The sequence below is a fragment of the Pseudarthrobacter sp. 05T312 genome (assembly GCF_056396685.1).
In genome coordinates, this window is the sequence record NZ_JBFTLY010000015.1 from 35,457 (window position 1) to 47,225 (window position 11,769).

Annotated in this window: 14 protein-coding genes; 10 read left to right on the forward strand and 4 right to left on the reverse strand. The window is 64.5% G+C overall.

All coding sequences use genetic code 11. The features are described from left to right. Positions 1-60: 60 nt before the first annotated feature. The 5 genes from pxpA to AC1DIP_RS16595 are packed head-to-tail and all read left to right on the forward strand — an operon-like array spanning position 61 to position 4,315. Complete coding sequence (gene pxpA, locus AC1DIP_RS16575) at positions 61-825, forward strand: 5-oxoprolinase subunit PxpA (protein WP_476209730.1); 765 nt, start codon at positions 61-63, stop codon at positions 823-825. Positions 826-838: 13 nt separating this feature from the next. Next, positions 839-1,078, forward strand: coding sequence for an acetyl-CoA carboxylase (locus tag AC1DIP_RS16580; protein ID WP_018770516.1), 240 nt, complete (start codon positions 839-841; stop codon positions 1,076-1,078). Between the two features lie 9 nt (positions 1,079-1,087). After that, positions 1,088-2,437 carry an acetyl-CoA carboxylase biotin carboxylase subunit gene (locus AC1DIP_RS16585; RefSeq protein ID WP_477734381.1) on the forward strand — a complete coding sequence of 450 codons (1,350 nt, stop codon included), beginning with the start codon at positions 1,088-1,090 and terminating at the stop codon, positions 2,435-2,437. Further along, entirely contained in the window at positions 2,434-3,339 is a 906-nt protein-coding gene (locus tag AC1DIP_RS16590) for a 5-oxoprolinase subunit B family protein (protein WP_477734382.1), read from the forward strand. The genes AC1DIP_RS16585 and AC1DIP_RS16590 overlap by 4 nt, the downstream gene beginning before the upstream one ends. Continuing rightward, entirely contained in the window at positions 3,329-4,315 is a 987-nt protein-coding gene (locus AC1DIP_RS16595; protein WP_477734383.1) for a 5-oxoprolinase subunit C family protein, read from the forward strand. Before AC1DIP_RS16590 ends, AC1DIP_RS16595 begins: the two co-directional genes overlap by 11 nt. Before the next feature lie 96 nt (positions 4,316-4,411). Here the strand turns inward: AC1DIP_RS16595 and AC1DIP_RS16600 are convergent, their stop codons facing one another. Continuing rightward, entirely contained in the window at positions 4,412-4,819 is a 408-nt protein-coding gene (locus AC1DIP_RS16600; protein ID WP_477734384.1) for a nuclear transport factor 2 family protein, read from the reverse strand. Between the two features lie 323 nt (positions 4,820-5,142). Here AC1DIP_RS16600 and AC1DIP_RS16605 point away from each other — a divergent pair, with 323 nt between their 5' ends. Together AC1DIP_RS16605 and AC1DIP_RS16610 are read left to right on the forward strand one after the other, a co-directional pair. Next, a complete protein-coding gene (locus tag AC1DIP_RS16605; RefSeq protein ID WP_477734385.1) occupies positions 5,143-6,429 on the forward strand; it encodes a hypothetical protein in 1,287 nt (428 codons plus the stop codon). 399 nt (positions 6,430-6,828) lie between these two features. Continuing rightward, positions 6,829-7,329, forward strand: a complete 501-nt coding sequence (locus AC1DIP_RS16610; RefSeq protein WP_476209718.1) for a hypothetical protein — start codon at positions 6,829-6,831, stop codon at positions 7,327-7,329. Between the two features lie 378 nt (positions 7,330-7,707). Here AC1DIP_RS16610 and AC1DIP_RS16615 read toward each other — a convergent pair whose 3' ends face one another. Continuing rightward, positions 7,708-8,121, reverse strand: coding sequence for a hypothetical protein (locus AC1DIP_RS16615; protein ID WP_477734386.1), 414 nt, complete (start codon positions 8,119-8,121; stop codon positions 7,708-7,710). An 88-nt stretch (positions 8,122-8,209) separates the two neighbouring features. Then, positions 8,210-8,977 (reverse strand): DUF6994 family protein, encoded by a 768-nt coding sequence (locus AC1DIP_RS16620; protein WP_477734387.1) that lies wholly within the window; start codon positions 8,975-8,977, stop codon positions 8,210-8,212. A gap of 240 nt (positions 8,978-9,217) precedes the next feature. Here AC1DIP_RS16620 and AC1DIP_RS16625 point away from each other — a divergent pair, with 240 nt between their 5' ends. Both AC1DIP_RS16625 and AC1DIP_RS16630 read left to right on the forward strand, forming a co-directional pair. Continuing rightward, a complete protein-coding gene (locus tag AC1DIP_RS16625; protein ID WP_477734388.1) occupies positions 9,218-10,147 on the forward strand; it encodes an NADP-dependent oxidoreductase in 930 nt (309 codons plus the stop codon). 117 nt (positions 10,148-10,264) lie between these two features. Next, the gene (locus AC1DIP_RS16630; RefSeq protein ID WP_477734389.1) at positions 10,265-10,420 is read left to right on the forward strand and encodes a hypothetical protein; all 156 of its coding nucleotides are present in this window, start codon (positions 10,265-10,267) and stop codon (positions 10,418-10,420) included. 56 nt (positions 10,421-10,476) lie between these two features. Here the strand turns inward: AC1DIP_RS16630 and AC1DIP_RS16635 are convergent, their stop codons facing one another. Continuing rightward, positions 10,477-11,118, reverse strand: a complete 642-nt coding sequence (locus tag AC1DIP_RS16635) for a DNA alkylation repair protein (protein ID WP_477734432.1) — start codon at positions 11,116-11,118, stop codon at positions 10,477-10,479. A gap of 267 nt (positions 11,119-11,385) precedes the next feature. On the opposite strand from AC1DIP_RS16635, the gene AC1DIP_RS16640 reads away from it, so the two are divergent. Beyond that, positions 11,386-11,703 (forward strand): hypothetical protein, encoded by a 318-nt coding sequence (locus AC1DIP_RS16640; RefSeq protein WP_477734390.1) that lies wholly within the window; start codon positions 11,386-11,388, stop codon positions 11,701-11,703. The last annotated feature ends 66 nt before the right edge of the window (positions 11,704-11,769 follow it).

The window sequence follows — 11,769 nt, forward strand, 5'->3', positions numbered from 1 at the left end:
GGCCACATTCGGCGATCCGCCCAATTCCGGCCGGGTCCCCGCCTCTGTACCGTTGCCTGCATGCAAAAAAACGTGACGGAAACCACGCCTGCCCAGGTGCTCCTGAATTCGGACATGGGTGAAGGCTTCGGCTTGCACGAGTTCGGCAACGACGCCGCCCTCATGGAAATCATCGACGTCGCCAACGTCGCCTGCGGCTACCACGCCGGGGACCCGGACGTCATGAACCGGACGGTGGCCCTTGCCGCGGAACACGGCGTGGCCGTGGGCGCCCACCCCGGGCTCCCCGATCCCATGGGTTTTGGCCGCCGCCGCATGGTGCTCACCCCCGAGGAGGTCGAGTCCATCATCCTCTACCAGACCGGGGCGCTGACTGCCTTCCTGGCGAAGAACGGGCTGTCCCTGAACCACATCAAACCCCACGGCGCGCTCTACGGCATGCTCGCCGGCGACGAAGACCTCATGCAGGCAGCGGCCGGAACCGCCAAACAGTTCGGTGTTCCGTTCTACGGCCTGGCCGGGACCGCCCATGAATCCGTGTGCCGCGCCATGGGCGTGGACTTCGTTGCGGAGCTCTACGTGGACCTCAACTACGGCCCCGGCGGCGAGCTCCTCATCCAGCGACGCCCCGCACCCACCGACCCGGACGCCGCCGCGGAACGCGTCAGCCGGGCTGTGGCAGGCGGGCCCGTGCCCGCCGTCGACGGCACTCCGCTGAACATCGCCTTCCAGAGCATCTGCGTCCACTCGGATGCACCCAACGCCGTCGCCGTCGCCTCCGCCGTCCGCAAGGCACTCGACTCATCCCGATCCACCCACTCCTGAAAGCGAGCAGCACATGGCCACGATCGTTTCACCCCTTCCCGGAGTCTTCTACCGCAAGCCCGGGCCGGGCAAACCCCCGTTCGCCAACGAAGGCGACACCATCGAAGTCGGCCAGACCATCGGCATCGTGGAAATCATGAAGCAGTTCACCGAGATCCAGTCCGACGTCGCCGGGACCCTGGAATCCTTTGAAGTCAACGAAGGCGACATGGTCAACCCGGGCGACTCCATCGTCGTCATCCGGGAAGGATAAAGGCAGCCCATGAAACTGTTCATCGCAAACCGCGGCGAGATCGCCGTGCGGATCGCCCGGACCGCCCGCGAAATGGGCATCGAAACCGTCCTGGGGGTCAGCGAGCCCGACGCCGAATCGCTGGCTGCCCGGACAGCCGACCACTACGTGGTGGTGGGCCCCGCCCAGGCCGCCGCCAGCTACCTGAACCAGGACGCCCTGGTCGCCGCGGCCCTCGAGCAGGGGTGCGACGCCGTGCACCCGGGCTACGGTTTCCTCTCGGAGAACGCCGGCTTCGCCCGGAAGGTGGCCGAGGCCGGCCTAATCTGGGTGGGCCCGAACGCGGACACCATCGCCATGATGGGCAACAAATCCCTGGCCCGGGAAGCGGCAGCCAAGGCCGGCGTACCCGTGCTCAAGGGGTCTGACGGCCCGCTGGATCCGGAAGCCGACGCCGTCGACGTCGCGCGGGCCATCGGTTACCCGCTGGTCGTGAAGGCCTCCGCCGGCGGCGGCGGCCGGGGCATCCGGTTCGTGCACGACGAAAGCGAGCTCGTGGAAACCATCGAAATGGCCCGGGGCGAGGCCGCCGCCGTCTTCGGCGACCCCACCGTCTACCTGGAACGGTTCGTGGAGCATGCCCGCCACGTGGAGGTGCAGGTCCTGGGCGACGGGACCAACTTCATCCACCTCGGAGACCGCGACTGTTCCATGCAGCGCCGATCCCAGAAAGTACTCGAGGAAGCCCCCGCCCCCAACCTCCCGGACACCGTCCGCGCCACCATCAGGGAATCCTCCGTGGCCCTTGCCCGCCAGTGCGGCTACCACGGAGCGGGCACCGTGGAGTTCCTGTACGACCCCGTCAACCACGAAGCCGCATTCATTGAAATGAACACGCGCATCCAGGTGGAGCACCCCATCACCGAGCAGATTACCGGCGTGGACCTGGTCCGCGAGCAGCTCCTGATTGCCTCCACCGGAGCCATGACCCTTTCCCAGGACGACGTGCACTTCAGCGGCCACGCCATCGAATGCCGCATCAACGCGGAAGACCCCAACCACCACTTCTTCCCCAGCCCGGGAACCATCCGGTCCCTGGACTGGCCATCGGGTGAGGGCATCCGGGTGGACACCGGGGTGGAAGCAGGCTCGGTGGTGAGCCCCTACTACGACTCCCTCCTGGCCAAACTGGCAGTCCACGCACCGGACCGGGATGCCGCCATCGCGGCCACCGTGGCGGCTTTGGAGGCAACACACATCGAAGGGGTCAAGACCACGGTCCCCGTGCACCTGGCACTACTGGCCCGGCCCGAATTCGCCGAGGTCAGCCACCACTCCAAGTTCATTGAAACCGCAGCCGACCTCATGGGGGCAAAATGACCACCGAAGCCGCCGTCCTCCCGGGTGCGCGCTACACCTGGGGCGGGGACGAATTCCTGTTCGTGGAAGTCTCCGAGGCCATGAGCCTGCCCGCGAACTTCAAGGTCATGTCCATCGCCGGCAGGCTCTCCGACGCCGGGCTCCCGGGAATCGTGGACATCTGCCCGGCCAACGCATCCCTGCTGGTGCGCTTCGATCCGGACGTCCTGCCTCCTGAGCAGCTGGAAACTGCCGTGCGCGACATCGAGCGGGACCTGACGTCCCACCAGGAACGGGCACTGGAGACCCGGATCGTTGAAGTCCCCGTCTGGTACGAGGACCCGTTCACCGCGGAAGTGGCACAGCGGTTCCGCGAAGGGTTCCACCAGGAGCCCGAAGGCAGCGACATCGACTACGCGGCCAAGGTCAACCACCTCAAGGACGCCGCGGAGTTCATCCAGCGGCACCACGAACAGCCGTGGCTGGTGTCCATGGTCGGTTTCGTGGCCGGGCTGCCGTTCCTGTTCCAGCTGGTGGACCGCGAGAAGCAGCTGGAGGTCCCGAAGTACCTGAGCCCGCGGACTGACACCCCCAAGCTGACCGTGGGGCACGGCGGATGCTTCGGCTGCATCTATTCCGTCCGGGGTGCCGGCGGGTACCAGATGTTCGGCGTGGCCGCTGCGCCCATCTTCGACCCCGACCAGGCCCTGGCGGACTTCAAGGACTTCATGGTGTTCTTCCGCCCCGGGGACATCGTGAAGTTCAAACCGGTCACGGAGGCGGAATACAACGCCATCCAGGCGGAGATCGCCGCCGGCACCTTCCGCTACCGGCAGGCGCCGGTGACGTTCGAGCTGTCCAAGGCGCTGGCCGACCCGGAAGGCTACAACCGTGAACTCATGGAGGCCCTCAATGGCATTTGAAATTGGAAACCCGGGCCTGGCCACCACGGTCCAGGACCAGGGGCGCACGGGCCACTACAACGTGGGCATCCCGCAGAGCGGCTCCATGGACCAGTACTCCGCGGAGCTGGGAAACGCCCTGGTGGGCAACACGGCACGCGAAGCGGTTCTTGAGTGCACCTACCTGGGCCCGGTGCTGACCACCGACAGCGACGCCGTCATCGCCGTCACCGGAGCCCCTGTGGACGTGAAGGTCAACGGGGAGCCGCGGCCGCAGTGGAGCCGCCTGCTGCTGAAGGCCGGGGACCAGCTTTCCTTCGGCGTCATCCAGGGCGGCACCCGCTACTACATCGCTGTCCAGGGCGGCATCGACGTCCCGGAGGTGCTCGGCAGCCGGTCCACGTACAGCCTGGGCGCCATCGGCGGGTTCAAGGGCCGCAAGCTCGAGGCGGGCGACGTTGTCCCCGTGGGCGCTCCCCTCAATGGCGGAAAACTCCCCCAGGCCGAAAGCGTCCCGGATGAATTCCGGCCTGTTTTCGCCAAGGAGCAGGAAGTCCGGATCGTGCTGGGGTTGTACGACCACCGCCTGACCGAGGAAGGCCTGGGCAATCTCCTCGACGAGGAGTGGAAGGTGACTCCCGTGGCTGACCGGATGGGTCTTCGCTACTCCGGACCGGGGGTGAAATGGAAGGAGCGCGAACAGCCGTTCGGCGCAGGCTCGGACCCTTCCAACATCGTGGACGCGGGGTATGCCGTGGGATCCATCCAGATTCCCGGTGGCACCCAGCCGATCATCCTGCACCGCGATGCCGTCTCCGGCGGCGGCTACGCGATGGTGGGCACCGTGATCAGCGCGGACATGGACCTGGTGGCCCGGGCTGCGCCGGGAACGGCGACCCGGTTTGCCGCTGTCAGCCTGGCTGATGCACTGGCGGCCCGCCGGGACCTTGCCGAACGCCGGAACAAGGCCTGGGCGGCGCTGGGCGCAAACCGCTGACGGGCAGCGGCGGGTCCTCTGCAAGGGGGCCCGCCGCTCCTGGCTATTAGGAGCTGGGCCGCCCCTCCCGAACTGAGCACCCCTGGCGTCAGGCAGCTAAGGGGCAGGAGGCGGCGGGTCTGCAGGCTGGTCAGCGCGCCAGGGTGTCCGCCACTCCGCAGCATCCCAGCCGTCCATGATGTAGATGCGCTCATGCGCGAACCGGTTGTCCCGGAATTCCAGAAGGTTGACGGTGTACATCCAAGGACCACCGTCGTAGCTGATCAGGTTTTCGAAAACCACCAGGTCATCGCGATGGGTGATTCGTCGGGTATGGAACTTGAGTTTGGCCGGATACTGACGCCGCCATTCGCGGAAATTCTGCACCCCTTCGAACCGTTCTCCGGACTGCGGAAATTCAAGCACCGCGTCGTCGTGATAGATCTCGTGGGCCACATCCTCATCGATACCGGAGTGGTCCCAGTGACGCCGCAGCGCGTCCATAAGGTCTGCATCGTCGAGCATCTGCACCTCCCGGGCCGGAATCAGATGCTAACTCCGGACGCCGGGCATGACAATGGACCATTGGTCCCGGCGCCGGGATCCGCCGTCGGCCGCCAGACGTTCCAGGAGTGGCTCGAAGCCAACGACGCCGCCCAAAGCTGATACCCGCCGCCCCGGTAGGGTTTCCCGGCATCCGCCCTTGACTACCTAAAGTCCTCCCCCATTGGCTCCCCTTTCTGGCAACCCTGCAATCCTTGCGTGGCCTGCGGACGTATGGTGATCCCGCCGGGAGGCGTTGAAACGGCCCCGGTACCACTGACATAGGTCAAAGGGGACTGACTGTTATGCGCCCGCTCCGCCTCTTCATCGCCCTCCTCCTCGCCGCCACCAGCGCAGTGGCGCTGCCTGTCTCCGCCCAGGCAGCCGACGTCGGAATCCCGGGCCCCTCATTTGCTGCCGACGGCATCCGGACGCCGACGGCGGACAAGGCGCAGAGCAAGCTTTGGTTCCAGGATGGGAGTTGGTGGGGGCTGCTCTGGAGCGAGTCCGCACATGCGACAACGATCCACCGGCTTGATGCCGCTTCCCAGACGTGGCAGGAGACGGCGACAGTCGTCGACCCGCGGCAGACGGCGCGCGGTGACGTCCTCTGGGACGCAACGGAAGGCAAGCTCTACGTCGTGTCCAGCACTACGGTGCGCTCGGAATGGAACTCGCCACCGTCCCAGCAAGCCGTGACGTCCGGGTCCGCTGAGCTGCACCGGTTCAGCTATGACACCTCGGCCAAGACCTATTCAGAGGACGCAGGATTCCCCGTCACGCTGCACCGTGGCAGCACGGAATCGATAACGGTGGCCAAGGACTCCCTCGGCAAGCTGTGGGTCACCTACACCGCGGTGTCCGCCGACAACAGCAACCGCGTCTACGTCAACCACTCAACCACCGGCGACACGGCGTGGGGCACCCCGTTCGTCCTGCCGACCACCAACGCCCAGGTGCACTACGACGACATCTCCGCCGTCACGTCATTCCAGGGCGACAAGATGGGCATCATGTGGAGCAACCAGCGGCCGGGGCAAAAGAAGTTCTACTTCGCCATCCACCAGGACGGCCAGCCGGAGGACTCGTGGCAGACAGAGGTGGCCTACGGCGGGGGCAAGAACTGCACCGGAGGCTGCGCCAACGATCACCTCAATCTCAGGCAACTGGCCAGCGACGGCAGCGGCCGCCTCTTCGCGGCGATCAAGACCGCCAACAGGAAGGTGGGCCAAACGCTGGTGGCGCTCCTGGTACGCGATGCCCGGGGCAACTGGAGCAGCGCCGAGTTTGGCGCCGTGGACGACCTCCACACCAGGCCGATGGTCATGATTGATGAAGAGCACGGCGAAATCTGGATGTTTGCGGTGGCCCCCGAAGAGGGTGGAACCATCTATTACAAGAAGTCGCCGATCGACAACGTTTCCTTCGCACCCGGTGCCGGCACTCCCAATATCAGCAGCGGTACCGACACGGACATCAACGACCCGACGTCAACCAAACAAAACGTCAGCAGCCAGACGGGCCTGGTGGTTTTGGCCTCGTCGAGGCAGAACGCCAGGTATTGGCACGCCTACGTCGATCTTGCGCAGTAGCCCCGATCCCCTGCACTTAGGTAGCCAGGTCCCTCAGAGAAGGGTGGCGCGTTTCATCCTTTAGGTAGAGCGGTCGCAATCCGTTAGCAGTACCCTCTTCTCAAGGCGAGGACAGTCATTGGCGGGCATCAGAAAAGCCCGGATCGCCTGCCGCAAAGGGTGCGGGTTCTGGGCTGCACCACCGTACTGCGACCCAGCTCGTAACTACCGAAACGGGCCGTCATCTACCGACAACCCGACGTCCCGTGCACCAAAAAATGTGGGTATTCCGGTGGTGCGGATCTTGACCCCGGGTGGTCGGCTCGCCCATGTGGGCACCTATCGGACAAGCCCGGCCAGCCCGCGCCTCTCCGGTAGCCATTTGCAGCCCGAAGAGGCTGCCGCACCCCGGAGATTTTGATGAAAGTCTTGTCACGCATTGCCGCACTCGCAGTTGCCTTGATCGCTGGTTCTTCGTCAGCCGTTGCCGCTCCTCCACCGGTTCGTTCAGACCTCCTTCCGACCGTGATCAAGGCCGGGGAGGGCTGCGACTTCAAGTTAAGAGTTGAAGGAACTGACGCCAATGCGCGCGTCAAGACCTTCAAGAACGGCAGACAGATCACTTCCGGCAAGGGTTACCTTGTGACGTATACAAACGTGAAGTCAGGCGAGTCCCTGACTTTCGAAACGAACGGATCAGCCGAGATCATATCGGCCCCGGACGCGAACAATGTTGTCACTGTTACTGCCACCGGGAGTTACGGCCTGATCTTGTTTCCCAGTGACCTCCCCCAGGAACTGACTCCCTCCGCGATCCAGTACACGGGTCGGATTGTCTACACCGTCGACCTTGATACCGGCGTCTTTACCTTGATCAGCTCGTCCGGCCAGCAACAGGACATCTGCGCCGGGTTGTCGTAAGGCCGCGCCGAACCCTGGAAGAGTCCGAACTGGGCTTAGCTACCGGAAAGCTCAGGCGTGCCAGCTGATAGCGTTCAGTACGAAAGCGGCCATCCGCTGAACAGATGCATCCCCGGAAGAATCCGAAGCGGGGTAGGTGGCTACGGCGTCGCGGACACTATCGTCCAGCTCGGGCCAGGAAATCCAGCAAAAGACCTCCGGATGCGCTCCATGAGCTCGGGCTTCGAAGGAAGAAGTGGGTCAGCGACACGGTCCAGCACCGGACCCAGGAACCTGCCCACAGCTTCCTCGATCTCAAGTAGCCCCGTGCCTTTGAATCGGACGGGCGGGGCCAACCCAGAAGCAATAGCAGGGGCACAGCTGGGCCTGTCCTCGACATCAGGGGATGTATTCACGCGCCAGCTGTTCGGGCTGGAAACTGCCATACCTGATGCGTTTGGCCTCGACCAGGGTGTATGTGTTGGGAGTCTCGAATATGGCGTCGGGTTGGACTACCAGCCGGGATTTCACATCAACTCCACCGGAGCTGAAATCGCCGGGAAGAAATTGCATCTGCAACTCCTCAACTTTGCGTGCGAGGCTGCCACGGGCTTCGTTGGCACCGTGCGCCGCCCTTAGCACGCGTCCGAGGAAGGCCTCCCTGGGCAGAAAATCCAGGCCTATCAGCACCTCTGCCGTCAAAACATTTTCACGCCCCTGGCCTCCAGCCCGGTAGTCACGTGCTTTCTCCCAGGAGATCTCTTCCAGAAGCTTTCCCACGATGGAACTGGCAGCGGCGGTTGAGATGTCCAAAGGTTCTCCTTCGAGTTGCAGGACAATGTGGTGGCGACGGTAACTTGTTGGGCGCCTCCCGGCCGATTTTCGTGCGAGGGGACAGGACCTACTGCCGGACCTCTATTTCGGGGTGGCTGTCTGTAACCCACTTGGCCATGCGATGGCTTCGCCTCTCGATGAACTCCAGGGTCGCTTCACGGTATGTCACGTACTCCCCCGTTGTGGCCGGAACACCGGAACCTGTGAAGCCGGTGAAGGGCAGATGGAAGAGCACCTCGTCATAGGCGGGCGTGACGAGATCCTGAAGATGGAAGAAGTCCACAAACTCCACAAAACCGTCAAAGAGCGCGAAGAAGTCCGCGTAAGCGTTGATGACTCCGGTGAGGGGGCTTTCGAGCTCTCCTCCGTAGTGGCGCCGGATGCACTCAAGGGTCAGGTCCATTCGGTCGCCGATCAGCCACCCTGAAGGGCCAAACCCTCGTGCGGTGTTCATGGTGGGCCTGTCTTTCGTCCTGACGGGCCAAATCATTGAACTGCCGATGGTGTACGGCGGGTTGAGGTAGCGGGATTTCTGTTCGTCGGTCAGCCCTGAAATGGCTTGAACCAGAGTCATCGGACGGGACCAGCGCGTATAGGAGTTGGTGATGGCATCGCTGCCGTACCAGTGCCTGCTCCCGGTGGCGTCAGTGAAGATGAGGTAGCCGGTGCGCCGGGCAGGCGGCGCGGTTGGAGCGAAAAGGACGCCCGACCCAAGGGTCTTGGTCCACAGCAATTCGTGGTCTGAGCGAAGCCGTGGACTGTCCCTGTCCGCGTCGGGCCCGGTCTTTGCAGGTTTGTCGGACTTGTAGTCGTAGGTGGTGTCAAAGACGCGCATGGTGGGAGTGTATGTGCGGGTCGATGCCGAAATCCCCAGCGTTGCCACAGGATTCAAGAAATTCCGGCGCAGCTAACGCCAGCCCGCCGTCGCACCCGCCGTCCCTGAGGACCAGTGGATCCCCCACCCCCGCGTGGCCGCTCGGCAACGACGGCGACAGACGCCGTCGTCCCCCGTGCGCCACGCCACTTCCCGGCCCAATACGGAATAGCCCCGGGCGCCCAACGGGTTGTCGCAACCATGAAGGCAATCACTTACAGCGAATACGGAAACCCTGACGTCCTCGAATACGGCGAGCAGCCGATGCCGAAGGTCGGGCCCGGGATGGTCAAGGTCAAGGTCAAGGCCGCCGCGGTGAACCCGGTGGACTGGAAGATCATGGCCGGCGGACTGGACGCCGTCATGGACCTGCAGTTCCCCGCCGTCCCCGGGTGGGACGTCGCAGGCGTTGTCGAGTCGGTAGGCATCGACTCCCGGCAGTTCCAGCCCGGCGATGAGGTCATCGCCTACGGCCGCAAGGACTACGTCCACGGCGGCAGCTTCGCCGAATACATCGCACTGCCGGAGCGTGTCCTCGCCAAGAAGCCCGCCGCTCTTGACTGGAACGAAGCCTCCGGCCTGCCGCTGGCCGGCCTCACCGCCTACCAGGTGCTCAACCGGCTGGGCCTGGAGGCCGGCGAAACTGTCCTGATCCACGGCGGCTCCGGCGGCGTGGGCTCCCTCGGCATCCAGATCGCCGTGGCCCAGGGCGCCAGCGTCATTGCCACCGCTTCGGAGAAGAACCACGAATTCCTCCGCTCCCTCGGCGCCGAGCCGGTTACCTACGGCGACGGGCTCGCAGATCGCGTCCGCGCCCTGCGCCCCGACGGTGTGGAGGTTGTTGCAGACTTCGCCGGCGGAAACCTGCAAGCCGCGCTGGCCGCCCTGGCCGAAAACGGCCGGCACGCCTCCATCGCCGACAGCGACGTGGAAGAGCACGGCGGCCAGTGGATGTGGGTCACCCCGGTCGGTTCCGATTTGCAGGCGCTCGCTGACCTGGCGGACAACGGAAAGCTCCGCGTGGAAGTTGCCGAGGTGTTCCCGCTGGACAAGGCCGCCGACGCGTTCCGCTCAAACATGGAAGGCCACACCCGCGGCAAGATCGTAATCGCCGTGAACCAGGATTCCTGATCCGGCACTGATTCACGAAGGCTCCGTCCCCCAGGGACGAAGCCTTCGTCGTGCGGGCAGCATTCATGAGAGGCTGGGAAAAACTCACATTGGGGGAACACTGTGAACATTGGATGGATGCTGCTTAACGCAGCTGTGCTGATCGTGCCTATCGCCTTGGGCGCCACGCTGCTGTACTGGATCATCCGGCTGGGCGTAAAGCACGGCATGCGCTCGTACTACGCGGACCGAAACCGGGAAACGGCCGTTAATGTGCCCCGGGGCGTGGGATAGCCCGCACCCGCACCTGGCCGGAAGCAGCTGCGCATGCGCCGTCGTCGTAAAACCTGCTACTCCCCTTTCCGCCGCACCATCTCGCCGATCCATGCCGGGGCGAACGGCGACGTACACCCCGGGGGCGTCGGGTAATCCTTCAGCACTTCAAGCCGCTCACCGATCGCGGTGGCACGCTTCCGGTAGGCCGCGTGCTCGATCCCGATCTGCGCCAGGCACGTGTTCATTGCCCACTGCAGCCTGTCCGGGGCGTCCCTCATCTCCGCTTCGATGTTGTCCAGCAGGGCCGGAAGGTCCAGGCCCTCGGGTTTCCTGACCACGCGGTCCGAGGTCAATGCCCATCCGGCGGCAGCCACCACAGGATCCGTGTCAGCAAGCCACGCGGTGCGCAATTCCTCGCAGTGCGGGCTCTTCTTGACCACATAGTTCACCAGCCAGTCCTGCAGCTTGGGGGCGCGGGCGTCGCGCAGCATCGCATCCAGCTCATCCCGCCGGAACGCCTTGGGGCGGCAAACCAGCAGCGCCAAAAGCCGGGCTGCCGTATCGCCGGTCTCCCACAACCGGACCGACAGGTCCTGCTGGGTTTTCAGCCGCTTCGCGAGCGCGCGCAGCTGGCTGAGGTTCACCCCGTGGTCATCCCCGCGCTTTTCGTTCGCCCCGCGAACCTTTGCATCCTCGAGCTCAGCCAGTTGGGCCATCGCTTCGTCAACGGTCGTGTGCGCCGCAGTGTCCGCCACAACTTCCTCCCCTTGTTGCCTCTTGATTCAGGGTACGACGACGGCACGGCCTTCCATGGAAAAGGTTCAATCCAGCGCCTTGAAACAGGGCGCCGGCGCCGAACGGAGACCGGTGGCCGGGAGCCGCCCCGTGGACACCGGCAAACTAGGGCACTTCTCCCCTGTGCGCAGGCCGCCGACGGGTTTACCGTCGTGCGCATCAGCATCCATCACCGCCGAGGAGCCATCATGGCCGGATTTGTGCAGATCATCGAATTCACGTCCTCCCGCATCAAGGAGATCGAGGAACTGGGCCGCCCCTCCCGGACCGAGGGAACCACCCGGCCCACCTTCCGCCGCATCATGGCCACGGCGGACAGGGACCACCCGAACCACTACTTCACCATTGTGGACTTCGATTCCTTCGACTCGGCCATGGAAAATTCCGGCCGGCCGGAAACGTCCGAGTTCGCGGCCCGGATGGCCGAGCTGTGCGACGGGCCTGTGACCTTCCACAACCTGGATGTCCTGTGGCAGGACACCGGAGAAGGCGCGGACAACGCCTAGCCAACGGGACCGGGGTCGTCTTGGCTCAAGATTCCGGCAATTATTCTCCCTGATGGACAAAACCCC